The sequence below is a fragment of the Planococcus sp. S3-L1 genome, assembly GCF_030063085.1.
GTDB lineage: Bacteria > Bacillota > Bacilli > Bacillales_A > Planococcaceae > Planococcus > Planococcus kocurii.
On record NZ_JASISN010000008.1, the window covers coordinates 20,634 to 47,632 of the forward strand.

The 26,999-nt window shown below is 40.7% G+C and carries 24 protein-coding genes; 6 read left to right on the top strand and 18 right to left on the bottom strand.

The window, feature by feature from the left end; genetic code table 11:
- The first annotated feature begins 122 nt into the window (after positions 1-122).
- Positions 123-1,652, top strand: a complete 1,530-nt coding sequence (locus tag QMF37_RS09435) for an FAD-dependent monooxygenase (protein WP_071152781.1) — start codon at positions 123-125, stop codon at positions 1,650-1,652.
- A gap of 76 nt (positions 1,653-1,728) precedes the next feature.
- Here QMF37_RS09435 and QMF37_RS09440 read toward each other — a convergent pair whose 3' ends face one another.
- The 11 genes from QMF37_RS09440 to QMF37_RS09490 form a co-directional block, all read right to left on the bottom strand.
- Complete coding sequence (locus QMF37_RS09440) at positions 1,729-3,279, bottom strand: PTS transporter subunit EIIC (RefSeq protein ID WP_283478074.1); 1,551 nt, start codon at positions 3,277-3,279, stop codon at positions 1,729-1,731.
- 213 nt (positions 3,280-3,492) lie between these two features.
- A complete protein-coding gene (locus QMF37_RS09445) occupies positions 3,493-4,359 on the bottom strand; it encodes an N-acetylneuraminate lyase (RefSeq protein ID WP_283478076.1) in 867 nt (288 codons plus the stop codon).
- A 28-nt stretch (positions 4,360-4,387) separates the two neighbouring features.
- Positions 4,388-5,077, bottom strand: a complete 690-nt coding sequence (locus QMF37_RS09450; RefSeq protein ID WP_283478078.1) for an N-acetylmannosamine-6-phosphate 2-epimerase — start codon at positions 5,075-5,077, stop codon at positions 4,388-4,390.
- 48 nt (positions 5,078-5,125) lie between these two features.
- Entirely contained in the window at positions 5,126-5,968 is an 843-nt protein-coding gene (locus QMF37_RS09455; RefSeq protein WP_283478080.1) for a MurR/RpiR family transcriptional regulator, read from the bottom strand.
- On the bottom strand, positions 5,969-6,880 hold the full coding sequence (locus tag QMF37_RS09460) for an ROK family protein (protein ID WP_283478082.1): 912 nt from the start codon (positions 6,878-6,880) through the stop codon (positions 5,969-5,971).
- Positions 6,881-6,899: 19 nt separating this feature from the next.
- Entirely contained in the window at positions 6,900-8,180 is a 1,281-nt protein-coding gene (locus tag QMF37_RS09465) for a TRAP transporter large permease (RefSeq protein WP_283478084.1), read from the bottom strand.
- Complete coding sequence (locus QMF37_RS09470; RefSeq protein ID WP_283478086.1) at positions 8,181-8,648, bottom strand: TRAP transporter small permease; 468 nt, start codon at positions 8,646-8,648, stop codon at positions 8,181-8,183.
- Between the two features lie 19 nt (positions 8,649-8,667).
- Entirely contained in the window at positions 8,668-9,687 is a 1,020-nt protein-coding gene (locus tag QMF37_RS09475; protein ID WP_283478088.1) for a sialic acid TRAP transporter substrate-binding protein SiaP, read from the bottom strand.
- 587 nt (positions 9,688-10,274) lie between these two features.
- Positions 10,275-10,442 (bottom strand): Fe3+ hydroxamate ABC transporter substrate-binding protein, encoded by a 168-nt coding sequence (locus QMF37_RS09480; protein ID WP_283478090.1) that lies wholly within the window; start codon positions 10,440-10,442, stop codon positions 10,275-10,277.
- Between the two features lie 18 nt (positions 10,443-10,460).
- The gene (locus QMF37_RS09485; RefSeq protein ID WP_283478092.1) at positions 10,461-10,664 is read right to left on the bottom strand and encodes a hypothetical protein; all 204 of its coding nucleotides are present in this window, start codon (positions 10,662-10,664) and stop codon (positions 10,461-10,463) included.
- Positions 10,665-10,685: 21 nt separating this feature from the next.
- Positions 10,686-10,931: a hypothetical protein gene (locus tag QMF37_RS09490; protein ID WP_283478093.1), complete on the bottom strand. Its 246-nt coding sequence runs from the start codon at positions 10,929-10,931 to the stop codon at positions 10,686-10,688.
- 149 nt (positions 10,932-11,080) lie between these two features.
- Here QMF37_RS09490 and QMF37_RS09495 point away from each other — a divergent pair, with 149 nt between their 5' ends.
- Together QMF37_RS09495 and QMF37_RS09500 are read left to right on the top strand one after the other, a co-directional pair.
- On the top strand, positions 11,081-11,227 hold the full coding sequence (locus QMF37_RS09495) for a MerR family DNA-binding transcriptional regulator (protein ID WP_283478095.1): 147 nt from the start codon (positions 11,081-11,083) through the stop codon (positions 11,225-11,227).
- A gap of 478 nt (positions 11,228-11,705) precedes the next feature.
- On the top strand, positions 11,706-13,112 hold the full coding sequence (locus QMF37_RS09500; RefSeq protein ID WP_283478097.1) for a DHA2 family efflux MFS transporter permease subunit: 1,407 nt from the start codon (positions 11,706-11,708) through the stop codon (positions 13,110-13,112).
- Positions 13,113-13,270: 158 nt separating this feature from the next.
- Here the strand turns inward: QMF37_RS09500 and QMF37_RS09505 are convergent, their stop codons facing one another.
- The 3 genes from QMF37_RS09505 to QMF37_RS09515 form a co-directional block, all read right to left on the bottom strand.
- Positions 13,271-16,261: an Ig-like domain-containing protein gene (locus QMF37_RS09505; protein ID WP_283478099.1), complete on the bottom strand. Its 2,991-nt coding sequence runs from the start codon at positions 16,259-16,261 to the stop codon at positions 13,271-13,273.
- 967 nt (positions 16,262-17,228) lie between these two features.
- Entirely contained in the window at positions 17,229-17,636 is a 408-nt protein-coding gene (locus QMF37_RS09510) for a DUF4181 domain-containing protein (RefSeq protein WP_283478101.1), read from the bottom strand.
- Positions 17,637-17,649: 13 nt separating this feature from the next.
- Complete coding sequence (locus QMF37_RS09515; RefSeq protein WP_283478102.1) at positions 17,650-17,847, bottom strand: DUF6366 family protein; 198 nt, start codon at positions 17,845-17,847, stop codon at positions 17,650-17,652.
- Positions 17,848-18,084: 237 nt separating this feature from the next.
- Here QMF37_RS09515 and QMF37_RS09520 point away from each other — a divergent pair, with 237 nt between their 5' ends.
- Positions 18,085-19,269, top strand: a complete 1,185-nt coding sequence (locus QMF37_RS09520) for a MalY/PatB family protein (RefSeq protein ID WP_058384081.1) — start codon at positions 18,085-18,087, stop codon at positions 19,267-19,269.
- Positions 19,270-19,294: 25 nt separating this feature from the next.
- Positions 19,295-19,618, top strand: a complete 324-nt coding sequence (locus QMF37_RS09525; RefSeq protein ID WP_283478105.1) for a hypothetical protein — start codon at positions 19,295-19,297, stop codon at positions 19,616-19,618.
- Between the two features lie 81 nt (positions 19,619-19,699).
- On the opposite strand, the gene QMF37_RS09530 is transcribed toward QMF37_RS09525, so the two are convergent.
- The 4 genes from QMF37_RS09530 to QMF37_RS09545 form a co-directional block, all read right to left on the bottom strand.
- Positions 19,700-21,202 carry a BCCT family transporter gene (locus QMF37_RS09530; protein ID WP_058384079.1) on the bottom strand — a complete coding sequence of 501 codons (1,503 nt, stop codon included), beginning with the start codon at positions 21,200-21,202 and terminating at the stop codon, positions 19,700-19,702.
- Positions 21,203-21,350: 148 nt separating this feature from the next.
- The gene (locus QMF37_RS09535; protein ID WP_071152793.1) at positions 21,351-22,301 is read right to left on the bottom strand and encodes a ribose-phosphate diphosphokinase; all 951 of its coding nucleotides are present in this window, start codon (positions 22,299-22,301) and stop codon (positions 21,351-21,353) included.
- A gap of 379 nt (positions 22,302-22,680) precedes the next feature.
- Complete coding sequence (locus QMF37_RS09540; protein WP_283478110.1) at positions 22,681-25,110, bottom strand: DEAD/DEAH box helicase family protein; 2,430 nt, start codon at positions 25,108-25,110, stop codon at positions 22,681-22,683.
- Positions 25,103-25,429, bottom strand: a complete 327-nt coding sequence (locus tag QMF37_RS09545) for a nucleoside triphosphate pyrophosphohydrolase (RefSeq protein ID WP_283478112.1) — start codon at positions 25,427-25,429, stop codon at positions 25,103-25,105. The genes QMF37_RS09540 and QMF37_RS09545 overlap by 8 nt, the downstream gene beginning before the upstream one ends.
- Before the next feature lie 347 nt (positions 25,430-25,776).
- Here QMF37_RS09545 and QMF37_RS09550 point away from each other — a divergent pair, with 347 nt between their 5' ends.
- Entirely contained in the window at positions 25,777-26,712 is a 936-nt protein-coding gene (locus tag QMF37_RS09550; RefSeq protein WP_283478114.1) for a DNA/RNA non-specific endonuclease, read from the top strand.
- The last annotated feature ends 287 nt before the right edge of the window (positions 26,713-26,999 follow it).

Sequence of the window (26,999 nt, forward strand, 5' to 3'; positions counted from 1 at the left end):
TGGAACAAAATTCGATCAACTCATTGCAGTTGCGTTTCTCTATTCTTTATCGATACTTCCTTAAATTAAACGAATACATTCTCATACCAATTAGTTGTTCTATTCGATAGGAGGTCTTCATCGTGAAACCACAAGTACTAATCGTAGGAGCAGGCCCAACAGGACTTGATCTTGCTTACAGCCTAGCACGCTTCCATATTCCTTTTCGGATCATCGAAAAAAAGTCCGGAACCGGTACAGCGTCTCGTGCACTCGCTGTGCATGCACGGATATTAGAGCATTACCAGCAGCTCGGCTTATCCAATAGAATCGTCAGGAAAGGGCAACCCATTTTGTCACTTGATTTGAGTGATGGGAAAGAAGTCAAAGCCAATTTGAAGTTTCACGATTTTGGTAAAGGCTTGAGCCCATTTCCATTGATCCTTAGCTTGCCTCAAGATGAACACGAAGAAATTCTCGTTGATGAATTGAAAAAACTCGGAATTAGCGTGGAGTGGAATACGGAACTATCTTCTTTTGTGGACACCGGAGAAGGCATACGCGCGGTTTTAAAAAAAGAAGGAGCCCCTGAAGAAACTGCTGATTTCGCTTATTTATGCGGATGCGACGGTGCGGGAAGTACGGTACGAAAAGGACTGAACTTTGAATTTCCCGGTGGTACGTATAAGCAGTTATTTTTCGTCGCCGATGTCGAAACCGAAAAATCAGAAGTGGAAATGGAAAAAATGGATATGTATATGGATGATGACGGTTTTATGTTGTATATGTCTGTGAGAAACGCACACACAAAAAGGATACTTGGAGTTGTGCCTGAGGAACTCAGTGAGATTCCGGATGTTGAATACCACCATATGAGCGATTATATCGAAAGGAAAATTGGAGTAAAAACGTCACAGGTCAACTGGTTTTCTACTTATCGCGTCCACTACCGCGTCAGTGAGCATTTCTCCAAAGGACGTTGCTTTATATTAGGTGACGCAGGACACCTTCATAGCCCTGCAGGCGGACAAGGCATGAATACCGGTATTGGCGATGCCTTCAATTTATCTTGGAAGCTCGCAGCAGTGCTCCATGGAAAAGCTGCCCCATCCTTACTCGAAACTTATGAAACGGAGCGGATTGCTTTTGCGCGGAGATTGGTTGCGACTACTGATCAAGCCTTTCAAACCATCATCAATCAAAAGCTTCGCGGCACTTTATTGCGTAAGTTTATCGTACCGTATGTCGTGCCTTCGTTATTTAAATTTTCGCTTACTAAACTGAACGCCTTTAAAGTGTTATCTCAAATTCACATTAACTACAGGGACAGTGCCTTAAGTAAAGGAAAGGCAGGGAAAATTTTTGGGGGTATGCGTTTGCCATGGATTGAACTTGCTGACAGCAGTAACTTTCAAGCCTTGCAATCGGTTGATTGGCAAATCCATATTTATGGCAAAGCCAGTCAAGAACTAAAAGACTTCGCTGACATGCAGTCGCTTGAGGTCCATGAATTTGCGTGGCAAGCTACTATGAAGAAAGCAGGATTTCAGCAAAATGCATTGTATCTTGTTCGCCCGGATGGTCACGTCGCTTTAGCGAGTACAGCGCAAGACATTGACGCGTTGAAAAACTATTTGGCTAGTTTTGAAATAATCGCTTTTCATGCATTGTGATTTTACAGTTCAACAAAACAGAGAATCCTGCCGATAGTTAAACTCGGCAGGATTCTCTGTTTGATTATTTCTACTGTTATTGCTCAAGTATCTCTTCAATTTCATTTTTAATAACCGATACTTGCGGTCCATATACAACCTGCACGCCTGTTCCGTTCATAATAATTCCTTTACTACCCGTCGCAGGAAATGCCTCTTTTTGTACAAGTTCTGGATCTTTAACCGTTACCCTTAAGCGAGTTGCACAGTTATCCAGATCCACGATATTTGCTTGTCCCCCGAATGCCTCAATGATGGTATGTGGACGGCTCTGTTGCGGATCAACCGAAACCGCATTTGCTGCGGGTGCGTCCATTTTTTCATCTTCACGACCTGGCGTTTTGAAATTGAATTTCTTAATCAAAAATTTGAATACAAAATAGTACATGAAGAACCAAACAATCCCAAGCGGAATCACATATATCCAGTTTGTTTTATCCTGACCTTGTAACACTCCAAATAAGATAAAGTCAATAAATCCTCCTGAGAACGTTTGACCAATTGTGATATTAAAAATATCCGCCATCATGAAGGCTAGACCATCAAAAATCGCATGAACTAAATACAAGACCGGCGCGATAAAGAGGAAAGAGAATTCTAATGGTTCGGTAATTCCCGTTAAAAACCAAGTCAACGCTGCAGATAACATAAGCCCGCCCACGACTTTTTTGTTTTCAGGTTTTGCCGTATGATAAATTGCTAATGCAGCACCTAACAAACCAAACATCATCGTAATAAAGCGACCAGACATAAAGCGTGATGTTCCTTCAAAAAAGTGAGTAGTCGAAGGATCACTCAACTGAGCAAAGAAAATGTTCTGTGTTCCTTGTACGAGCTGACCACCAATTTCGAGTGAACCGCCAATCCCCGTTTGCCAAAAGGGCAGATAAAAAATGTGATGCAATCCAAAAGGACCAAGCATTCGTAGAATAAAGCCGTAAATGAAAGTGCCAATAACACCCGTTGCGTTAACTAAACCGCCTGCCTGAGTAATCAAGTGCTGGAATAGCGGCCAAATAAAATACAACGCCGTTCCTAATAGAATGGCCGAAAAAGCAGTCACAATCGGAATAAAACGAGAGCCTCCGAAGAATCCTAAGTACTGAGGCAACTCAATTTTATTAAATCGGTTATGCAACAGCCCCGTCATGATCCCAACCATAATTCCGCCGAACACACCCATCTCGAGCGTTTGAATACCAAGCGCCATCCCTTGTCCAGCGCTGGATAACGCCTCAACAGCAAGTTCATCGTTGATGATTAAAATCCCATTAATTGATGCGTTCATCACGAGGTAGCCGATAAGTGCAGCGAGACCGGCCGTCCCTTTGTCTGAACGTGCTAAACCAATAGCAATCCCGACTGCGAAAATGACAGGCAAGTTCGCAAAAATAATGCTTCCTGCACTACTCATAATTGTAAATATCGCTTGTAAGAATGCGATATCTAGAAACGGGTAAGTACTTACTGTATTCGGGTTCGATAGAGATCCACCAATTCCAAGCAGTAATCCTGCTGCTGGTAGTATCGCAATAGGCAACATAAATGACTTTCCAAATTGCTGTGCTTTTCCAAATAAATTTTTCAACTTCCAAACCCCTTTGATGAATCTTTAGCAACAGAATTAATTAAATGCTTTCGTAAATTTATGCATACGTATACAATTTCCATAAAAAAATGCCCCATTCTCTTCAGGATTTCACAAATCACATGTTCATCCCGAAATTATGGAGGCATTACTTTTAAAGTTTTCAACACTTAAACTAAAAGAGCTGAAGATTGTTTTTGGTGATTAAAAATATTAAAAGTATTTCGCTGCCATTTTTTTCGCAACTTCTATTTTTTCTTCTGTCAATTCTTTCATTGGTTGACGGCAATAGCCCGCGTCTACACCTTTTTCTTTCAGAATCTCTTTTAACGTTTGATAGAGACCGTTGTTTAAAAGTTCTGTGATGAAATCATTTGTTTCGTGTTGGATTTCTCTTGCTTTTGCAATCTCGCCTTTGTTTGCCAGTTCGTAAATTTCACGTGCGCGTTGTCCGTTCACGTTGAACGTACTGCCAATCGCACCGTCAACTCCAAGAACAGCCGCGGAAAGAAGCATTTCATCAAATCCGGCATACAGCAATTTGTCGGGGAATGTTTTTCTCATTCTTTCTAATAGATAGAAATCACCGGCTGTGAATTTTACGCCAATAATCTTTTCGTTTTCGAAAAGCTCAGCAAATTGATCGATACTAATATTGACACCTGTTAAGAACGGGATTGAGTAAATAATCATTTTGTTGTCTACTGAATTGATGATTGTATTATAGTAGTTTTTGATTTCTTCAAAATCAAATTTATAGTAAAACGGCGTAACCGCAGAAAGTGCATCATAACCTAAATCAGTGGCATATTTAGCAAGTTCGAGTGATTCTTTCAAATTGATAGAGCCAACTTGTGCGATTAATTTCACCTGATCTTTTACTTCGTCTTTTACGATACGGAAAATTTCTTTCTTTTCTTCTGTCGAAATCATGAAGTTTTCACCAGTGCTGCCGTTTACATACAACCCATCTACTTTTGTAACATCCAGGTTGTAACGAATAATTTCGCGTAACCCTTTTTCGTTGATTTCTCCATCTTTATCGTAAGAGACCATTAACGCCGTAAATAAGCCTTTCATCTAACCGCTCCCTTTATCATGATGTGTTCTATTTGTTTAAACTTGAGACAAATCGCTTTGTAATTTCTCTTGGTCGCGTGATTGCAGATCCTACAATACATGCATGAGCTCCGTAAGACATCGCCTGTTCTAGCTCTTCGGGCTTCCAATAGCCGCCTTCTGCCATCACGGGAGTATCTATTGCTTCGGAAAGAGACTTGATCAAATCAGTATTAGGAAGCACTTGATCTTTTGTATACGCTGTATATCCTGAAAGTGTCGTCGCAATTAAGTCAAAACCGAGTTCATTTGCTTTAATCCCTTCTTCGAACGTAGAAATGTCCGCCATTAATAATACAGCTGGAAATACATTTCGGATTTCTTCGTAGAATTCATCCAAACTTTGCCCATTTGGTCGCAACTGATTGGTTGCATCAAGTGCGATAATTTCTGCTCCCGACTTTACCACTTCTTCGACTTCTTTTAAGGTAGCTGTGATAAACACGTTACTGTCGTCATAATCACGCTTGACGATGCCGATAACCGGTAAGTCGACGAGTTGTTTGATGGCGGTAATGTCTTCGTAGCTATTCGCTCTTATCCCTACTGCTCCACCTTCTTGAGCTGCGACTGCGAGCCTCGACATAATGTACGAACTGTGTAACGGTTCGTCTTCTAATGCCTGACAAGAGACAATCAGTCCGCCCTTTAGTTTTGTTAGTAATAACTGTTTATCCATAATGACTACTCCCTAATGTTCAATAATTGAATACTGCTTACTCGTTATTTAATAAAGCTTACTTGATATATTATCTGAGATTTTCAACTGTGTCGCTTTTGCTTCTTGTTCATTTTTCATTGCTAAGCCCGTGCAGATAAGATCAATTAAATACAGCTGTGATATTTTCGACACTAACGATCCGCTATCTAGCGGACTTTCTTTTGATGAGGATAATAAGACCAAATCAGCAAATTTCGTCAAAGGGGATTTTGTGTAACTCGTCAAAGCAATGACGCTTGCTCCATTGCTTTTAGACGCTTTTACAGCATCTACAATATCTTTAGTACTTCCTGTCAAACTCACAGCGATGACGACTGTTTTTTCCGTCATTGAAGCTGCTCGCATTATCTGGAAATGTGAATCGGTAATAACGCTAGCATTCTTGCCTATACGCATTAATCGGTTTTGCATGTCTAGTGCTGCGATTCCAGATGAACCAATCCCAAAAATCACGACATCTTCAGATCCAGCAATTCTCATAATTGCTTGATCTAGTCGTTCTCCATCAATCGCATCGGCAGTATCTGTGATAACTTGAATCACATTATTTTTCACTTTATCTACATACGTATCTTCAGTAGCTTCTGTGACAGTCGATGAAATTTCTTGAGCAAGCATAAACTTGAAATCTTGAAATCCTTTATAGTCCAGCTTTCTAAAGAAACGCAATAACGTTGCTTCTGCAACACCACAAGCTTCGCTCATTTCCGTCAACGAATGATAAAGAACTTTTTCTTTATTCGCCGAAATGTAGTCGTATACTTTGGTATCTGACTTTGTGAAATCTGCCTTCATTTGCGCCATCAAGAGCGTCGGTTTCATACCGACTAATTTTGTGTGTGTTTTCATCTAGTTTCCTCGCCTCACTTGCTGTAGTTCATAATTTTTAATGGCACCTAACATATTCGAACGATTTCCATTTTCCGCTAAGCGAATGCCCAAGTTGGTTTTGAAAGGTTCTAACAAGTTTTTAAAAACAGCCTTTTCAATCTCTTGCTCTAGCCACTTTCCTTGAGCTGAAATCCCCCCTCCAATAACTACTAATTCAGGATTCCAAATGTAAATCAAAGAATGAAGACCTAATACTAAATCAGTGAGCCATGCGTGAAATACTTCTAGTGATTGGGTATTCCCTTGCTTGACCTCTTCCATAAATGCCGGTACTCGTAAGTTCGGGTTTATCTCTTGGATCTTTTGCTCAAGTCTACTAGTAGATGCATATTGCTCAAAGCATCCTTTTTGACCACATGAGCAAAGTTGGCCTTGGGGATATAGATTCATATGGCCGATTGCTCCAGCCAAGTGTGCAAATCCTTTGTAAATCTGACCATCTATCGCAAGAGAGCCACCAATGCCTGTGCCAATCGTTAAAAACAAAAGATGTCGAGACTTTGATCCAGCACCTTTCCATAGTTCGCCAAGCGCACCACAGTGCACATCATTTTCAAGCTCTACAGGAAGCTGAAGTTCTGTCTCGAGTATTTTTTTAACGTTCATCCCAGTATAGCCTGGTATGGTTTCCGTCGCATAAATTACCTCGCCTGCTCTAGAGTCAATTGAACCTGCTGTGCTGATTGCTACACCTTCAACATCCCAAACTTCTTGAAGTTCTTTTGTTAGGATCTTTATCTTTTGAATTAGCTTTTCTCCACCTTCGACCGCCTTTGTCGGAGTTACTCGTTCAACGATCATTTCTCCGTCAGAACTGCCAACCCCATATTTAATAGTTGTTCCTCCAATATCAAAGACGGCTAAAAGCATGTGGATTTCCTACTTTCTTTTAAGGTAATAATAGATTCGGTAAGAACAAAGCGATTTGCGGGAAGAATGTGATTAACAGCAAACAAACGATTAATGGAATAATAAACGGAATCACGCCTCTTGTTAAAGTAGCAACGGGAATATTACCTACGCGTGACACAACAAACAAGGCCATACCCATTGGTGGAGTCAATATCCCAATCATTAAGTTTAAAATAACAATAATCCCAAAGTGTACAGGATCTACACCTGCTACTAATACGACTGGCACTAAAATTGGTACCAATAAGATTAATAAAGCTAGTGACTCGATAAACATCCCCAAGAAAATAAGTAGAAGATTCATCAATAACAACAAGACAATTGGGTTATCTGTCACGTTCAAGAAAAAGTCCGCAACTTTGATCGCAACTTGTTCGTGCGCAATCATTTGCCCGAAAAACTCGACACCCATGATCATCAGTACCGCGACACCCGTTAACTTCATCGATTCAACGACGTTTGTAAACAATAGTTTGAATGTCAGCTCTTTGTAAATAAAGAAGCCTAAGAACATTGCATACAAGGTGGCAACAATGGCTGCTTCAGTTGGGGTGAAGAACCCGGAGAAAATACCCCCAATAATGATAATCGGTGTGAGCAACGCCCAAAATGCGCGTTTAAAGTGATAAAACCGTGTTTTCATTGATGCTTTTGGCGCTTTGGCATAGCCACGTTTTTTTGCCCAGACGTAAGCCACAACCATTAACGAAAACGTCATGAGAAGACCTGGTAATACACCCGCTAAAAACAAACGAGCAATCGACTGATCGGAAATGACACCATAAATAATGAGTGGAATACTCGGTGGTATGATTGGCCCAATAATTGCTGAAGCCGCGGTTAACCCACCCGAATAGTCATCATCGTATTTTTCATCTCTCATCGACTTGATTTCTAACTGTCCAAGACCCCCAGCATCTGCTAGAGCAGATCCTGACATTCCTGAGAACATAAGTGAAGCCATAATATTAACATGCCCTAGACCCCCACTATAGTGACCGACTAGTGATTTTGCGAAAGCAAAAATTCGTTCCGTAATCCCTGAAGAATTCATGAGTGTCCCTGTTAAGATGAAAAATGGAACTGCCAGTAACGCAAAGCTATCAATACTATCGATTAATTTCGCCCCAGAAAAGAACACGAGGCTCCAATCGGTCATCGCGAAGTACGCGAGTGCCGCAACGATTAACGTAAAACCAACTGGCATCCCTAAAAACAGAAGTAGTAGCCAGACGATAAAAATGATGCCTACTTCCATTTAAATCTCCTCCTTCATATTGCGCCATTCTTGATAGTTGCGCTCAAGAAGACGATAAATCATCAATAGTGAAAGAAGTGGAAGCGCACTGTACATATACACATAAGAAATTCCTAATGCCACAATATCAACAGGCACTTTGCGCAAAGCCATTTCATAGCCAATATACGCCATCAGCAATAAAACAATTAAAATGATAAATTGAAAGACATAATTTAAGCCTCTTTGTATCGCTTTTGGCATCTTCTCAACAAAATAATCAATATACACATGACCGTTTTCTTTTATGCCAATGGATACAGCTAAATAGCCGACATAGATGAAAATAAATTTAGCTAATGCTTCTGACCACGTTAACGGCTGATCAAGAACGAGACGGGAGAAAATTTGCATCGTCAAGACAATCAACATGATGATAAAAAGAACCCCGCCTACAATCTCTTCAAAATTCGCCAAAAACTTTTTCATGTTTTCACCTAATTCCTAATTAATCATTCGCTTCTTGAATTTCTTTTAGGTAAACATCTGCACCTTCACCAATTTCTTTCAAGTACGAAGGATAGGCTTCAGAAACTGCAGCTTTGAATTCTTCAAGATCTGGTTCTGTTACCGTCACACCTTCTTCTTTAAACTTCTCGATTAAGCTCGCTTCTTGCTCTTCAAATAATGAAGTGTGGTAAGTTGTCGCTTCTTCGATACCTGCTTGCAGCACTTCTTTTAAGTCTTCAGGTAATTTATCCATTGTCGCTTTGCTGACAACATAGTTTACATCGTTTAGCACGTGATTTGTCATTGCTAAATAATCTTGAACTTCATAAAATTTCTGTGCATCAATTGTAGACAATGGATTTTCCTGACCATCTACCGCATTTGTTTGCAATGCTAAGTAAACTTCTGTGAATGCCATTGGTGTTGCAGATGCGCCAGTGTATTCAGCGTAGTCCAGTAAGTTTTGAGCTTCAGGAACACGTAGTTTCAAGCCTTTCATGTCTGCAAGTGATTCAATTGCCCGATTTGATGTGGTTTGACGCGTTCCGTTATAAGCATTCCCTGCAAGAACCCAGTTATGCTCTGCCTCTAGTTCCTCTTTCAATCCTTTACCATACTCTGTATCGTTTAATACTTTTGTAACATGTTCGTAATTATCAACAATGTACGGCAAGCCCATTAGAGAAGCACGCGGTACCCAAATACCAAAACGTCCTGTTTCAGCTAATGTAATATCCAACGATCCTTCGCTTGTTTGTTCAAGCATTGCACGATCATCACCCAATTGAGAGTTTGGGTATAATTTGATTGTTAATTGTCCATCACTTTCTTTGTCTACGTATTCTGCTAATTTTTCAGCTGCTTTGTATTCGTTTTGCTGGTTTCCAGCGACCATTCCGAATTTCAATTCAACTTTCTCTGCTGAGTCGCCGCCACCTTCTTCACTTGATGATGAACATGCGCCTAAAACAAATAATGCTAAAAACAATACCCCTATTGCTAACCAACGTTTTGTCATGATTTTTCTCTCCCCTTTTCACTTTTTAATGAAAGTGCTTACAAAATTTGAAAGCTAACTTTCAAATTTCATTTATTTTTGACAGTATACTTTCACTAAATTAACGTAAGTATACTTTTATGAGAGTTTTCTGTCAACATTATTTTAATATTTGATTGTTGGTTGTCAGAAGAAGTAGTCAAGTTTTTAAAAAGTTGCTTGGCATTCCGGTGCTCGCTTTCCGCGGGTACGGCCTCTGCTGCTTCCTTCGCTTTGCTCAGTCCAGTAGCTCCGGCCCGTACTGTTTCCGCAGGAGTCGAGCACCTACATGGCAAGCAACGGGTATGTGGGAAGTAAAAAGCAGTAAGGAGCAATCCTTACTGCTGGAGTAGTAGATATAGTCCGTTTATATAGTAGACGATAGTAAAACCGCGCTGGTCGCTTTGGGGATGACTCCCGCAAGAAGCCAGGAAAACCACCTGTCTTCTTGCTTCGTCTACCTCGTGGACGCGCCAACGCTGGCGTCTATGTTAAATAGGTATGTCTAAGATTACTTATATACATAAGAACAGCAGTAAGGAATAATCCTTACCGCTGTGAGCTTCTCATTATTGGTTTTCGAAACAAGTCTGGCAAGTAAACTGAGCCTCATTTTTTAAATAAGCTTTGATCTCAGTCATCCCTCTTCTTTTAGGATAGCGCATTTTAATGTGTACAATTTCTCCGTCTTTGATTTCCTTTTTACACTCAGTGCATAATGGTTTTTCGTTAAACACTGGCTTCACCTCTTTAGTTTAATTGGTTTTCGATTTTCTGAATTTATCAAGTACGAGTGCAAGTAAGATTGAAAAGACTATACAAAGATAAGTTATTTTCGTTAATACGCTTAGCTCCCCTGAATTAGGATGATTAAATGTATAGACACCTATGCCAATACCTATAAAGGCTAAAGTGATTCCAATAAGTCGTAAAATAGCTCTTCCTAATTTTGTATTCATGGTCACTTCTCCTTTTTTTCCTCACAAAACGTAGGTAATTAATACGAAGATAATTGTAACGACCGTAATCGGTAACCATAACCAATTGAAGATGGGATTCGCAAAATCTTTTTCTCGTTTTGTTTTTTCAAAAAAATAATTAGCCCCAACCAGAAAAATGGATACGATAAAAAATGAAAAAACAGTAAACGTATGGCTTACGTGTAAAACAAAAACTACAAATACCCACAAGGCATATCGGTTGGTCGTGTATGCAAAAAGATTCATGGCTACTCTCCTTTCTTATTTTTTACGATTCGAGTTGGAATAAGTTTCAGAAGAAAATGCTTCGACAGTTTTTAAAAAAACTCTTGCAGCTACCGTAACGGAAGGTTTTATACTATAGAGTAGGTACTCAAAGGAAATGGAGGGAATTTATGTATTCTATCGGGAAGTTAGCTAAACTTAGTCATGTTTCGGTGCGCGCTTTGAGACATTACGATGAAATTGGTTTATTGCCACCTACTACGAAAGGTCCTATATTCACCCGTTGCCTAAGTTACTCCAATCCTTTCTGTTGTTAGTCATCTATGATTAATTTTTTGGATATGCAACCAACAGCTTGCAAATCGATGATGCTTTTATGCGCCCGCTCTAAAAATTAATAGCACCGGTGAATAATTACTTTCATTTTTTTCATTGTTGGCGCTAAAAACTATTGAGATTTTTGGGAAAGTGGTAGCACACCTTTAAAAACTGCTTGTCACCTTGCTACGACTGGCTATTCCAAAACTTCTCAGACAGTAGGATTTCTATACATGTAAAAGGTAGCGCTATCATTTTAATTGTTGGAGAAAATATTCTTTTATATTCGTATCACAAATTTTTCTTTCAAGAGAATATGACAAAAGTGTGGCTGAGCTACCTTTTATCCAATCAAATTGTATTGAGTTTTCTTAAGAATTTTTGCTATAGTTGCAAATGAACTCATTGGTTTTATTAAAAAATTGAATCATCGAGAACATTGGCAAGTCAAAATTACAGATAGAGAGAAGTTGCGTTATGGAATCTCATGTACACGTAAAAAGACCGAAATTGATTGCTGCTATTTTAATGCTCGGATCCTTTATCGGGTTATTCGGCGAAACTGCATTGAATATGGCGTTGACTAATATTATGGAGGATTTTTCGATTAGCGCGAGTACCGCACAGTGGTTGACGACCGGCTATTTGTTGGTATTAGCCGTCTTAGTGCCGTTGTCTGCGTATTTGGTTCGTTGGTTTACTACACGCCAGTTGATTGTTTCAGCACTGGTTATTTCTTCACTCGGTGCGACGCTTGCTGCTGTGGCACCGAGTTTTTCAATCCTGTTAGCTGGTCGGTTGATCCAAGCCATCGGAACCGGAATTTTTTTACCGTTGATGTTCAGTGTGGTGTTGATGATCTTTCCAATTCAAAAACGAGGATCAGTCATGGGCATTGTCGGGCTAGTGCTAACGAGTGGTCCGGCTCTTGGACCTACACTAAGCGGTTTAATCATCCAGGTCAGCAGCTGGCATTATATTTTCTGGGTAATGATCGCGTTAAACGGGTGTTTACTACTGGGTGCATTAACGATTGAAAATGTTTCAACGATTTCCAAACCTAAAATTGATGTGGCTTCGTTGGTATTATCCACCATTGCGTTTGGAGGAATTATTTATTCACTGGCGGCATTGGCAGAAACGTCTCTTACCGAGCCGCTCGTCTTTGGCCCATTAACTGCAGGACTTATCGCCTTGTTGCTGTTTATCCTTCGCCAGCTGAAGATGTCGCAGCCAATGATCGATTTGCGTGTCTTTAACTACTCGATGTTCTCATTAGGAACCTTGCTTATGGTTGCTACTCTTTTTGTTATTCTCTCGGTATCGATTTTAATTCCGATCTATTTGAAGAGTGTACTTGCTTACTCATCGATTGCTGCTGGTCTGTTGATGTTACCTGCTAACCTATTAAACATCCTCATGGCGCCTATCGTCGGCTCTAGCTTTGACCGTGTGGGTGCACGCCTCTACACACGTGCCGGGTTTGCCTTTATGACAGTAGCGGCCATTGCGTTTATTGTCATTCTGTCAGCTACGACGCCGGTATGGCAAATCATCGCAGCGCTTTGTGTCCTCTACTTAGGAATTTCCATGGCCATCATGCCCGCACAAACCCATGCGATGAATCAGTTGCCACCAAATTTGTATGCAGATGGCTCAGCCGCTATGAATACATTGACTCAAGTTGCAGGTGCCGCTGGGACAGCGATTGCTATTACCTTGTTTACAGCCGGCCAAAAAAATTACATTGCAGAGTTTGGTGCGCTCAATCCTGCAGAATTTTTAGCGTTTGGGACAAATTTCGCGTTTTATGCGGTATTGGTAGCTGCCATTGTTGGATTAATCGGTTCTCTGTTTATTCGCAACAACAAAGCTGTAAATTAACATAAAAACACACCAAGCCGTTGAAAGCTTGGTGTGTTTTTATGTTTGTGGATTTTCCTTATACAGGCTAACTCCATAAAATCGATTTGATTTGTTTGAAGATAGCAAGTGTACAACATTTTTTTTGAGACTGCTTACTTATTTTACAAAGCTTTTCATCAAGGTAAAATGAGATCTCCGATTAAGCGAAGCAAGATGCTGAGAATCCCTTGAGAAATAGTCGCTGTCTGAGTTTCTCCTCGAACTTCACGCTCTTCGTCAAGAATGATAGGCGTAATGTCAATTTCTGATCCTACTGTCAGTGATGACAAAAGACGCAAAATTAAATTATCATCATCGAATGTATACTCAATATACCCTCTTTCAATATCCTCTGGTGTTAAAATATAGGCTGCTGTTGTTTCACTGATATTTGGCAATAAGAGACGCTCACGGAAAAGTTCAAGAACAACTTGATCACCCACTTTAAATCGATCGACCCCGAGAGTAGGAACATCGATTCTCAGTGCGCTATCGCCGGCTAAAATGTAGGCCAACTCTTCCCCAATTCCACTTAGCGATTCAACTACTGGCTTTGTTAGGAACGTCGGTAATGGCAAAGTACCAATGACTCCATTGACGACATCGATGGAATTACGAGTCACAATCGCTTCTAGGTCAAGTGTCTCTCCTCCAGTTAATGTCTTCAATAGGTCAGAATTGATTCCGACATCCACAAATCCACGGCTGATGTCTTCTTCAGTCAACTTAACATTCAAGAGTTCAAACAGTGGCGTCCCCAGTTTAATTACATCTCCTGATACCAATCCACTGGATGGCAATAAACTCAATCGAATCAAATTCGGATTATTTAAAAGCTGATCCAAATTGATTCCCCCACTAATTAGGTTCCCTTCATTATCCACAAGTGATAAGTCGATTACTGCTCCGATATCAGTTGGAACAGTAGTGACGAATACACCTTTGGGATCCGTATCGACGGTCCACGAATTACCATTCCAAGTCAGCGTTGTCACTACAGGCTTTCCTCCGACTGGTAGCGTAGCTTCCACTGTATCTCCTGGCTGAGCATTAGCTGGAGAAGAGACTGTTAAGGACAAGCCTTCATTCGTTACATTTATCGTTGCATCAGCAACCGTCCCACCTACTGTTTCAATTGGTCCATCAAGTGCTACTGCCTCTGTAAAGGTTAATGTAATTTGACTGGCTGATACATCGTCACTAATCGTATATGGAATCTCCACATAAATTAACCCTTCGTAGCCGGCTTTTAAGTTGTCATAAGCCTTATCGATTTGTGGCTGTGTAGCATCATTGTCAGCCAAGACTTTATTTGCTTCTTGCAAAGCCACATCAAAATTCGTCCACGTTTCGTTAGTGAAATACTCCTTAATCAGATTACTTGTTAATTCATCAACAAGTTTTTCTAATTCTGAATTATCGCTTCCAGCAGTTACTTCTGTGACCGTTACACTGGTCGGTTCACTTTTTCTCCCTGCTTCATTCGTTGAAGTAACATCAATAATGGTACTGGCTGCTTGTGGAGAAATCCCAATGGAAAATTTCCCGTCTTCCCCAGCTACCACAAAACCGATTTCTTGATTTCCTACTGTGGCTGTCACAGTCGAACTAGGCTCAGCTGTTCCTGTAATTACTGCATCATCGCTGTCGACTGGATCTACGGCTGGAGCCGCTGGGACGTCCGGTGTTTCTGTCGCATCCACGACCACGACTACCGTTGGGTCACTAGCGTTTCCGGCTTTATCGGTTACGACTACTTTGATTTCAGTGCCTGTTTCTTGAACCGGGACTTCGACTTCAAAGTTGCCTTCTTTGTCGACTGTACCGGTGTATTCTTTGTCGCCGATTGTCACAGTTACATCCGTTCCGGCTTCACCTTTCCCTGTCACTACTGCATCATCATTGTCGACTGGATCTACGGCTGGAGCCGCTGGGGCGTCTGGTGTTTCAGGGGTTCCTGTCGCATCCACGACCACGACTACCGTTGGGTCACTGGCATTTCCGGCTTTATCGGTTACGACTACTTTGATTTCAGTGCCTGTTTCTTGAACCGGGACTTCGACTTCGAAGTTGTCGTCCTTGTCGACTGTACCGGTGTACTCTTTGTCACCGATTGTCACAGTTACATCCGTTCCGGCTTCACCTTTCCCCGTCACTACTGCATCATCATTGTCGACTGGATCCACAGCTGGAGCCGCTGGGACGTCTGGTGTTTCAGGGGTTCCTGGTGCATCCACGACCACGACTACCGTTGGATCACTAGCGTTTCCGGCTTTATCGGTTACGACTACTTTGATTTCAGTGCCTGTTTCTTGAACCGGGACTTCGACTTCGAAGTTGCCGTCCTTGTCGACTGTACCGGTGTACTCTTTGTCACCGATTGTCACAGTTACATCCGTTCCGGCTTCGCCTTTCCCTGTTACTACTGCATCATCATTGTCGACTGGATTTACTGCCGGTGGTTTCGGAATTATTGAATCACCTGGGTTACCTGGGTTGCCTGGGTCAGTACCAACTGTAGTTAGTAATTTATACAGAAATATCGCATATTCGCCTCTGGTAATAGGATCTTCTGTACCAAAGGAAGTTTCCGTTTTACCGACTGTAACTCCATTTTCTAGTAGTGCTGCTACGGCTTTTTCATAGCGACTTGATACATCTGTAAAGCCGAGGTTTTTAGGATTACCTTCTAGTTCGAAAGCTTCTGCCAGAATGAGCGCAACTTCACCTCTAGTTATGTGATTAAAAGAATCAAAAGACGTACCGGTCTTACCAAACACGATGCCTTCCTTCTGAAGAAAAGCTAAATGAGATTGTGCCCGTTGAGGAACATCTGTAAATGTAGACTTATCTGCAGGATTAATCTTAGCTTTTAACGCTTGTGCAAGAAGAACAGCAGCATCCACCCTCACAATTGAATCCAAGGTTCCAAACTGGGTTGATGTTATGCCATCCGTTATATTATTTGCAACAAGGTAATCTACTGCTTTCTCGTACCTATCTCCAACATCCGTGAAAGGACTCTGTGCTTGAGCAGTTTGAGCAGGAACCAATGAAACAGCAACCAATGATGCGGAAGTGGCTAAAGCGACAAACTGACGATGTGAATTCGTTTTTTTTGTAGGCATGTTTTAGTTCCTCCATTTTCTTAAAATTATTTTCTGTTTTTTCACTCTCTTTGTTCAAATGTTAATTTTTATCCTATCATGTTTTATTTTATGTTTCAAATATTTTCCATAATTCCAAATTACCATTTTTAATTTGGAAAATATTATCATAACCATATAATTAGTTGTAATTTACTATCGGTGTAACCTACTTTAGTTTTTACGGAATAAGTTGATTTATAAAATTAACTTTTGCTTTTTTGTATTTATACTAAAAAGCAAAAAAAGGCCAATAAAAATTGCCCTTGAAACCAATCTGCTAGTTCTAATTGCTAGAGCTCTAACTAAAAATGGATAATTATTCAGTTTTTTAAAATTACTCGAAATAGTTCTAATAGTCCATCTCGAATAACTGAGTAGAAAGTTTCAATTCCAAATTTAGGTAACATAAATAATATGAAATCAATCTACTAAGTTCTCTACGGTGGATCATCACCAATCGATTTCTAGAACAAAGAATAGCTTTCAAACATCAAAAAAACATAGAGCTCCTTAACAAAAAAAAGCCAAACTGTATGTCTGGCTTGAAAATAGTAAATAAATCGACTATGTTTAGAAATTTTAGGTACTTGGAGGAAGACCAGTAAGCTTTGCAAGAAACGGAATTATTGATTGAAGAAAACGAAATTGATTGGTTTGCTATCAATTTGAACTTAGGTAAACGAGTGATTTAGAAGTAACTACGATCTCTACAGGAATACAGATAGCATTTTGGGGGATCGTGATAGTGGTTCTGACTAAAAGCTGTTAATCCGTATAGGGTAGGGCTTATTCGACGAAGTTATCTAAAAATCCCCACTTTAATCAGCTGACACAGAAGAAAGTTGTGATTGTTCTTCTTACTATTACTTCCACCTCATGTACTAAAGAGATGCCAACCACTCTTTTTTTAAAACAAATAACTTCCTATTCAATGATTGTCCGTCCATCAACCAATCGTAAGCAAATCGAATTGAATCGTCGCAACAATTGCCGCAATAACCAAAATGATGATTTCACTCATGGTCAATATCCATTGTTTTGGATTATCGGTGTATTTCCATTCAAAAAAAGCCCTGACAGAGTAATCAATAATGGTGAATGCACCCCAAACAACAAGGTAAAGAGCGATTGGGTATTGTTTATACAACACGAAATAGATCGTGAAGATCATCCCAACCATCGTTGCGATTCGGATTCCCCAGTCTATTTTTTTATGTAGCTTGTTTATATGATTATAAGAAAGCCAATCAATTTTTTCTTTTTTAATAGCAAATACTTTTCTCAACATCCATTTCATCAACCAAATTACGCCGAACAAAACTGCCAAAAACAAACCGAGCGCTAGCACATTCATCTGAATTCCCCTTTCAACTAAAAAACAACTGATAAATGATGTAGCCTATTACTAATACCAAGATTAACAAAGCCATTCCTTTCCAACCCATATCACCCGCTGCGCCTGCTCCGTTGTCGAAGTCATCTCGCAAAGTTCCACCCGGATTGTTTTTCAGTTCGTCTCGCTTTAAACTTTCTCTCATTTGCTGAGGTGTCTTTTTTTTCGCCATATGGATTTCCCCTCCTAAGTTTTCTAATAATTTGATTATGCCATAGTTTCGCATTTTGGTCTTTCCTTGTCGACGAAGACTCTAAATGCGTATCTCAAAGCTATATTCGCACAAAAGGACCTTGAAAGATTGGCTTGAACGGGCTATGCTCTCATTATCTACTATGACAATTTTGTTTATTGCTTTACGATTAAAGCGAATGAATTTCTAAAATTATTTGATAAGGGAGATACGAAAATGACTTTTTTCCAACATATACACGACCGAAAAAATACCCGTTCCGTTAAATGGGACACAATGGAAACAAGATACGGTATAGAAGACAGCTCAGACATTTTGCCTATGTGGATTGCCGATATGGATTTTCCTGCACCACCTGCTGTCTTAAAAGCCTTACACGACCGAGTAGAACATTCGATCTTTGGCTATTCGTTTATGTGTGAAGAATGCCGAACAGCTGTGATTGATTGGCAGAAAAAACGAAACGATTGGAAAATCGAATCAGATTGGCTGCTTTTCCACCAAGGGATTATTCCAGCCATCGCTTCAATCATTGAGACTTTCACAGAAAAACACGATAAAATAGTCGTCACTACACCGGTCTATCCTCCCTTTTTCGAGTTGGCTGAACATCAAGATCGAGAAGTAATCTATTCACCACTAGTTGTTCAAGATGGCCAATACGTCATAGATTTTAACGATTTTGAAGAAAAACTGCGAGATGCGTCTCTTTTCATTTTTTGTAACCCGCACAACCCCGGCGGCCGCGTATGGACACCTGAAGAGTTAACTGAAATCGTCCGATTGTGTAGCAAACACGACGTTCTTATTATTTCAGATGAAATTCATGGCGATTTAATGATTAAACCTCATCGTCACACGCCGCTCGCAAAAATTGCTGGCGCTGAAAGCGATAGAGTCTTTACCTGCATGGCTCCTACGAAAACATTTAATTTGGCTGGCATTCAAGTGGCCATGATTGTTGCCACAGACAAAGAAAAACGCGACAAGCTTGAAAAACATGCACTGGCTCATGGTTCTGGCATGCTCAACGCGTTTGCACCTGCAGCTTTGACTTCAGCATATAATGAAAGCGAGTCTTGGCTTGAGGACATGCTGACGACGATTTCTGACAATATCGATTTCGCCAGCAGTGAATTGCAGAAAAAAGTTCCTGGACTGCGCGTTATGAAGCCACAATCGACTTATTTGTTGTGGCTCGATTACAGTAGACTCGACTTAACAGAAGACGAAGTCATGAAAAAACTATTGTTTACTGGAAAAGTTGCACTAGAACCTGGAAGCAAGTACGGTTCTGCTGGACTGGGGTATTTACGATTAAACGCAGCTTGTCCTCGTGCAACCTTAGCTGACGGAATAGACCGAATCGCCTTAGCCTTAACAAACAAGAATCCTAACTGATTTTTCAAAGGAGACTGAAACTAAGATGACCAAGAAAATGATCATGGTGTTCATTGTTGCTTTATTCCTCGCCGCTTGTAGTGACACCACACCTCCAAACGATACGGTAATCGCCGGTCACGAAGAATGGGCTTCATTGCCTGAATATCCGACAATCATAGAAGAAATCGAAGACGGGGACTATGAATTCGAGACGGTTTCGGACAATCAAGAAAAACGAATTCTGCTCCTTAGTGACAAAAAAGGTGTCGAACAATACAAATCGATCTTCGTCAAAAATACAGATCGACTCATCCTCACCGATATTGATGACGGCGGAGAAATTTTTAACGCTGTTTTAAAGCAATGAATACAAAATCACACAAAAGCCTCCAAGCATTCCACTAAAGGAATACTTGGAGGCTTTTTGTGTAATTATTTCTACTCCCGATTAAACTGTTTTCTTTTTGCTTTCGATTACCTTTAACTCTGCTTTTAATGCTTTTAACAGTGCGAATACCATGAGCACCATGACCAGAGAAAATGGCAGAGCGGCAATGATAATCGTATTTTGAATGGCTGCTAGTCCCCCAGCCGACAAAAGAATTGCCGCGATAGCTGATTGCAGAACGCCCCATACAATTTTAACGCTATTGTCAGGCGTCAACGAGCCACCTGTCGACTGCATGCCAAGAACGAATGTCGCAGAGTCAGCAGACGAGATAAAGAACGTCAACAGCAACATAATGGCGATGATGGACAAACCAAAACCAAATGGCATTTCATTGAACATCGTGAATAACGTTGTTTCTACAGCGCTGGTCGTCAAATCAACAACGCCTTTTTGCTGGATGTCGATTGCTGTTGCACCAAACGTAGAAAACCAAATCGCACACAATACCGTCGGCAGAAGTACCACAAAGATTAAAAATTCGCGGATTGTTCTGCCTCTAGAAACACGGGCGATAAACATACTTACGAATGGTGACCAAGAAATCCACCATGCCCAGTAAAAGATCGACCAAGCGTCTAGCCATTCTCGATTGCCGCTATTAAACGCTTCTGTATTGGTGCTGAGTGGAATTAGATTTTGGATATAGGCACCAAAGGATTGCGTAAAGACATTAAAAATGAGTAAGGTCGGTCCTAAAACGACGACGAGTAAAAGCAAGACGAGTGCTAACACCATATTGATATTGGACAAGTACTTAATCCCTTTTGAGAGTCCAGACCATGCCGAAATAATAAACAATACGGTAATAATCGCAATAATAATCAGTTGACTCCAGTTGTTATTGGGAAGACCGAACAAATACGTGAGTCCCCCGTTAATCTGGACGGCACCAAACCCAAGTGAGCTGGCTACGCCAAACACGGTTGCAAAAATCGCAATCACGTCAATGAGCGTTCCCCAACCACCTTCCATTTTCTTACCGAATAATGGTTTCAAGGTGCTGGAAATCAAGCCCCGTTCACCTTTGCGGAATTGGAAAAAAGCAAGGGCCAACGCGACGATTCCATACATAGCCCAGGCATTAAAGCCGTAATGGAAAAAAGTTCGTTGCATGGATTCTTTAAAAGCAGCTTCCGTTTCAGGATCTGCCGTTGCCGGTTGAATGGCGTAATGAGACAGCGGTTCATAAGAGCCGTAAAAGACGAGGCCAATTCCTAATCCTGCCGAAAAAAGCATCGCTACCCAAGTGGCTCGAGCGAATTCAGGACGGTCATTAGGTTTACCTAAGCGGATATTGCCGTAGGGGCTAATAATGAGGAATCCAACAACAAATAAGATGACGGTCATGATCAGCATATAATACCAGCCGAATACAGTACTCAGTACGGAAGTAATCGAGTTTGTCGCTTGTTCGTACGCAACTGGCATTAATGCAGCAATCAGCACAGCAATCACGACAAGTGAGATGGTAATGTAAAATACTTTTGTGACTTTTTTCATATCGTTCTCCTTTTCGTTTTATTGTTTACGCATTTTTAAAGATAACGTATCAGGAGAATTGCGTCAAATTAGGCAAAATTCAGTTTCTCTAACAAAAACACCGCAGAAAATTAATTCTGCGGTGTTTTACTGGAGCCTTTTCTTGTCTTTATTCAAACAAAGGCGTTACGGGTTTTTCGTTGTGAACGTGCTCAATCGCTTCTGCTAATAAAGGAGCGACTGACAGAATGTTGATCTTCGAAGTACGTTTTTCTTCAGGCAAGTAAATCGTATTCGTCACGACAAGCTCTGTAATCGCTGAGTCCTGGATTCGTTGAACGGCTTGGCCAGATAACACAGCGTGCGTACAGCAAGCATAAACCGCTTTTGCCCCGTTTTCCACAAGCACATTAGCAGCTAAGGAAATCGTCGTAGCCGTATCGATAATGTCGACAATGATGATGACGTTTTTGCCTTTAATGTCTCCGACAATGTTCACCGTTTCGGGCTCATCTGGGTGCATCCGACGTTTGTCGATAAAGCCGATTGGCACGTCTAAATGACTTGCCAATTTACGCGCACGTCCAAGTCCTCCGTTGTCGGGAGCGACGACTATGGCATCTGTTAATCCTTTGTCCAAAAAATGCTTTTCTAAGATTTTGCCACCTAACAATTGATCTACTGGGATGTTGAAAAATCCTTGAATTTGAGGCGCATGCAAATCCATAGTGATGACGTGCGTTGCGCCTGCTTTTTCCAGCATATTCGCAACAAGTTTCGCCGTAATCGGCTCACGCGAACTGGCTTTACGGTCTTGACGGGCATAGCCGTAATACGGAATGACCACATTAATGGTTTTTACAGATGCTCGTTTTAAGGCATCAATCATGATCAACAGTTCCATAACGTGTTCGCTACCCGGTTGAGATGTCGACTGAACGACGTAAACATCTGCACCTCGGACGCTTTCTTGAATATGAATTTGAACTTCCCCATCGCTAAAATGGGTAATCGCGCTTTTACCCATCTCACAGCCAAGTAAATCCGCAATTTCTTGGGTCAATTCTGGATTCGAATTCAATGTAAACAGCTTAAAGTTTGTTCCTAGTTGATAAGCCACTTGATAGCCCCCTTAGTAATTTTTTTATAAATTTGATGGATGACTAGCTCTTATGCAGGTCAATCTACTGGCATTTGACTTGCAGCAGTTGGTTTTATAATAACCTGTTCGTAGGGTAATAGCCATAGATAAAATGTGGAGAAATCGCATCAGGCGAACGCTTTCTTATTTTTCATCAAGTATTTTTTACTTTGTTTTTTCTGGGAACGAATAGAGAGAGAGAGCTGCGTTCTTAATTGCTTTTCGTTCCAGCACTCTCTTTCTGCAGGAGTCGAGCAGTTGATGAGGTAAAATGAGACTTTCAGAAACTTATTCACACATTCACTGCAACCTGACCGATCATTCCATCTAAGTAGTGTCAATCTTCAAATAGATGGAATTAGTTTTTTGCTGAAAGTATTGATTTTCGTTCGAAATAAGCATGCAGTCTGTACGCCGTTATTTCTTGAGTCCAGTTGTACAAAGGCGCTCTTTCGGCATTAGATGGATGCAACTTGAATTTAAAAACACCATTTTCAAAAGAAACCACGTCATTTTTATCACTTTCGCTCCATTTCGTCATTGGCATCTGCGAAATCAAATCAACCGTTTTCTTCTCGTCATATATACGTAATCTTTTTCCTTGTGCACCGCTCCAGTCGATATTCATACGGTAGTCCCTTTCCGTTAAATAGCTGTGAAAAAAAGGTGCTACTTCTTTTGGAGTTGTTGAGTCTAGCCAGCTTTCTGTGCCTTTTGACAGCATATAACTTAAAACGACCAGCTTATAGCTTTTGGACATTGCTGTTTGTTCAACTTCTAAAAACCAACTCTTGTATGCCAGCCATACTTGTTGTTCTTCAGTCGTTAATTCATTGGCATAAGCAAGCATTCCGAAATAACTACCAAACTCTTGCTTGACTATTTTAGAGTCCGTGTTTGCATGAAGATGAAATTCAAGATAAGTGGGACGTCTTCCTGCTTCTTTTTTCAACTCATGGTAAGCCGTAACTAACAAGTCTTTACGAGGCGCTCTTTTTCTGCGCATTTCTTCAAGCAAGTTGATTACTTGCAAGTCCAAGTTGAACTCACACAAAGTAGGTACAAGTGGCGCAATAGGGTTATTTTTTGTCATATTGTCTTTTGGATCAAAAATAGCCAATTTCAAATCCGCATTCCGATAATTGCCGATAAAATCAATAATGACACAATGTGACTTTCCTTCTGCAATTCGCAGACCTCGCCCAATTTGCTGCGTATAAACAACTAGTGATTCTGTCGGTCGAATAAACAACAGTGTATCTACTTTTGGAATATCGACTCCTTCATTAAATAGGTCTACCGTGAAAACAACTTCAAGTTCTCGCGTTTCTAATTTGGAACGGGCTGTTTTTCGCTCTTTTGGATGAGACTCTCCGTGAAGTGCGATAGAACGCACACTTTTTCGTTGGAAGAAGTCATTCATATAGACAGCTTGTTTAACAGAAGAGCAAAAGACAATGGTTCTCGTCTGTTTGTGACGATTCCATTTTTCGTAGATCTTTTGCGCAAAACTATCACGTAACTGTAACTGAAGCAATTCCTGTTCATCGTAGCGCGTTCCTCTCCATGGAATAGCTGAGTAATCGCTAGCATCATACACTCCATAATAGCGGAACGGAGAAAGCCAATTGCGCTCAATAGCATCTAAAAAATGAATCGATATCGCGACGTTTCCATCGCATAAGGCATAGACATCTTTATTGTCCATACGATCAGGTGTTGCGGTAATGCCTAGCAAGAATTTAGGTTCGAAATGATTTAGTAATCGTTCGTAAGTTGGTGCCGCTGCATGATGAAATTCATCGATGACAACTAAATCAAACGTATCCTTTTCAAACCGATCTAAATGATACTGACTTCCTAATGTATAAATAGAAGCAAAAATAAAATCTGCGTCCGTTTTTTTCTCTAAAGCATTATAAAACGCGTTCGTCCTATCGGGATGAACACGCTTGAAGGATTGCTGGGCTTGCATCAGAATTTCTTCTCGGTGAGCAACAAACAACACCCGTTTAAATTGATCCGCAAAAAAAGCGGCCAAATACGTTTTACCTAATCCGGTTGCTAATACGACCATTGCCCGGTTGTAATCTTCGGCTAGCACATTATCCAAAGCGTCGAGCGCTTCTTGTTGTGCAGGTCTTGGAAAAACGGATGCACCGTAAGCTTCTTGAGTTTCCGCCACTTCGGGTTGTTGTGGGAGAATCGGACCGACTGTCATTTCAACTTCTTCTGCTTCTGACCACACCGGACTGATGGGTCGTTTTGTATTTGCTGCTGTATGTAAGAACCGATACTCTGCCAGCGTCTCTTTGTTTAAAGACACCGTTTGCTCGGCATAAAAATATTTCAAAAATTGAGTTGTCGCTTCCTCAAAAACTTCTGCATCAACAGACGTTGGCGCAATTAAATTCCATTCAACTCCATTGGTTAAAGCAGTAGCTGATAAATTAGAAGATCCTATTACTAAATGGGACGTTTCTGTTCCTCGAAACAAATAAGATTTGGGATGAAAAGAAGTTCCACCACTCTTCCAAATTCGAATTTCAGCAGAAGACAACTCTTCAAGCAGTAATTGCAGTGCATCTGGCTGTGTGACAAATAAATAATCGCCTACCAGTAGTTTAATCGGTACGCCTCTTTCTGCAGCTTTCTGCAAGAAAGGAATGATCTTTTTCACGCCAGACTTCATAGCGAAAGCTGTAATCCATTGAATTTCAACTGCTTCATTTGATAATCTCTCTAAATGTGAAACAAGCTGAGAAGTAACCAGTTCCAGCTTAGTCATCTTCTACCTCGATTAAAAAGATCCGCTTTTCAAAACCACCACGTTTCTCAGCTTTCGCCTTGCGCACTTTTTCTAATTCGTCAAAAGAAGAACCTTGAACCTTTATTGCTGCGTGGAGTAGTTCGAGGATGTCAGCCAGCTCTTCAATAGCTTCTTCGTTCGTATTCGCTTCATTATATTCATCAAGTTCTTCGCTGAGTTTCTTTTTTACTTCTACTTCGTACTCTTCTTTCAGTAAAATACGTGTTGAAAATTGTTTACCTGTTTTAGTGATCACTTCGGGTATCCTGTCGCGTACTAATTTGTTGTGGATGGGCATGGATGGTCTCCTCTTCAATAGTATTTATTTACATTATTTTAACATATACTTCGTATTTCTCTGCTCTAAAAATCACAGTACTTGTAATTGTTATTTAAGTTCCCCATCGAAGTCTTGCTACTGAACCTCCAAAGAAAAACATACCACGCAGTCCCTTGTTTCCAATTTACTATAACTCTAAATCCAGTGTATTTTTGTTATTATACAATTCGATTCAAGTTGCTCTTTCCGAAAGTATTCCTGTAATAAAGTTGCTTTTATAATATACTAATATTAGGAAAAAATATTAATCACTGTTAAATCATGAGATTTTTGATTAGCATGAAACAATTAGAGGAGTTTTTAAAATGAAATGGAACCACTTAATGATCCTTTTGCTATCTGTCTTTCTAGTCGGCTGTACCGATGTAGAAGAAACAGCCATTACAGACACAGAGGCACAGGAAGTACCTGCAGATGAAACAAATGATAATCGCGAAAAAGAAGAACCTGTCATACCAGCTGTTGAAGAGCAAGCTGTTGAAAAAACACCAACAAAAACAAGTGATGACCTTTTAGCAGGATACGAACTACTTGAAGTCGATGGCGGGGATTTGTCGGGCTCTCGTGAACCTAACGTCGCCGTGAACATTGGCTTTGGCGATCGTGACTATTGGGCATTTACAAACGAATACGGACAATTGGAACGTGTTGTAGCAGACGAAATCGTTTTGCAGGATGACGACAGTGAACCTGTCTTATCGACTGGCAGGTACTATTCGGACGAGGCAAAGGTGCCGGGTGTGGAAAGTGATCTATTAGATGAAGGGCATGTCCTTGCCGATTCACTTGGCGGGGTATCGAATGCTTATAATATTACGCCGCAAGAAAGTACGCTCAACCGCCATGGGGATCAAGCGTATATGGAAGATGCCATCCGCGATGCCGGTGGTGCTACAGATTTTGAAGCCATTATTACCTATACAGATACAGAAACTCAGATCCCTTCGAGTTATCAATACACCTACACATTAATGGGCAACGAAATTGTTGATACGTTTGATAATGTGAACCCTGATGAAGTAAACGCATCACTCGGTTTAACAGATAGCGAGCCGAAAGATTCAGCTAGTGCAAGCAGCGCTACTACAAATGAGGATGTTTCTAACGTGGATACCAATGGCAACGGACAAGTGACGATCAAAGAAGCCGAAGCAGCCGGATTTAGCATGCCAATTATGAGCGATCATTGGTTATATCCACATATGCGTGATAACGATAACGACGGGATGGTAGGTGAGTGATTTTCTAGCTTACGTGAAAATTGTCCCTTGCTTCAACTTGTGAACATCTAGAAAGTGAAACGAGCGAAACCGGTAGAATCTACCGTTTGAGCGGTTGCTTTTCTGAAGTCGGAAAGTATTTCGAGCTTGAAATTCAAGAATAACTTTAAAGTGTTCGGAGAGGTGTTAGTAAGCTTTAAAGAAAGATTACGGGGGAGTAGAGAAGATATTCAAAAACCATATTAGTGGATTGGTAATCGTTTCGACCTTATTAACGATTATAGGCTTGGTCCTACTGTTTGCGAGTG

Bases quoted from the DNA above. Each gene is read 5' to 3' on its own strand.
- QMF37_RS09515 (WP_283478102.1), bottom strand. From the start codon at position 17,847: ATGGCGAAAAAAAAGACACCTCAGCAAATGAGAGAAAGTTTAAAGCGA.
- QMF37_RS09540 (WP_283478110.1), bottom strand. From the start codon at position 25,110: ATGACTAAGCTGGAACTGGTTACTTCTCAGCTTGTTTCACATTTAGAG.
- QMF37_RS09455 (WP_283478080.1), bottom strand. From the start codon at position 5,968: ATGAAAACACACACAAAATTAGTCGGTATGAAACCGACGCTCTTGATG.
- QMF37_RS09525 (WP_283478105.1), top strand. From the start codon at position 19,295: ATGACCAAGAAAATGATCATGGTGTTCATTGTTGCTTTATTCCTCGCC.
- QMF37_RS09530 (WP_058384079.1), bottom strand. From the start codon at position 21,202: ATGAAAAAAGTCACAAAAGTATTTTACATTACCATCTCACTTGTCGTG.
- QMF37_RS09520 (WP_058384081.1), top strand. From the start codon at position 18,085: ATGACTTTTTTCCAACATATACACGACCGAAAAAATACCCGTTCCGTT.
- QMF37_RS09470 (WP_283478086.1), bottom strand. From the start codon at position 8,648: ATGAAAAAGTTTTTGGCGAATTTTGAAGAGATTGTAGGCGGGGTTCTT.
- QMF37_RS09495 (WP_283478095.1), top strand. From the start codon at position 11,081: ATGTATTCTATCGGGAAGTTAGCTAAACTTAGTCATGTTTCGGTGCGC.
- QMF37_RS09465 (WP_283478084.1), bottom strand. From the start codon at position 8,180: ATGGAAGTAGGCATCATTTTTATCGTCTGGCTACTACTTCTGTTTTTA.
- QMF37_RS09550 (WP_283478114.1), top strand. From the start codon at position 25,777: ATGAAATGGAACCACTTAATGATCCTTTTGCTATCTGTCTTTCTAGTC.
- QMF37_RS09490 (WP_283478093.1), bottom strand. From the start codon at position 10,931: ATGAATCTTTTTGCATACACGACCAACCGATATGCCTTGTGGGTATTT.
- QMF37_RS09510 (WP_283478101.1), bottom strand. From the start codon at position 17,636: ATGAATGTGCTAGCGCTCGGTTTGTTTTTGGCAGTTTTGTTCGGCGTA.
- QMF37_RS09460 (WP_283478082.1), bottom strand. From the start codon at position 6,880: ATGCTTTTAGCCGTCTTTGATATTGGAGGAACAACTATTAAATATGGG.
- QMF37_RS09505 (WP_283478099.1), bottom strand. From the start codon at position 16,261: ATGCCTACAAAAAAAACGAATTCACATCGTCAGTTTGTCGCTTTAGCC.
- QMF37_RS09475 (WP_283478088.1), bottom strand. From the start codon at position 9,687: ATGACAAAACGTTGGTTAGCAATAGGGGTATTGTTTTTAGCATTATTT.
- QMF37_RS09445 (WP_283478076.1), bottom strand. From the start codon at position 4,359: ATGAAAGGCTTATTTACGGCGTTAATGGTCTCTTACGATAAAGATGGA.
- QMF37_RS09485 (WP_283478092.1), bottom strand. From the start codon at position 10,664: ATGAATACAAAATTAGGAAGAGCTATTTTACGACTTATTGGAATCACT.
- QMF37_RS09500 (WP_283478097.1), top strand. From the start codon at position 11,706: ATGGAATCTCATGTACACGTAAAAAGACCGAAATTGATTGCTGCTATT.
- QMF37_RS09545 (WP_283478112.1), bottom strand. From the start codon at position 25,429: ATGCCCATCCACAACAAATTAGTACGCGACAGGATACCCGAAGTGATC.
- QMF37_RS09450 (WP_283478078.1), bottom strand. From the start codon at position 5,077: ATGGATAAACAGTTATTACTAACAAAACTAAAGGGCGGACTGATTGTC.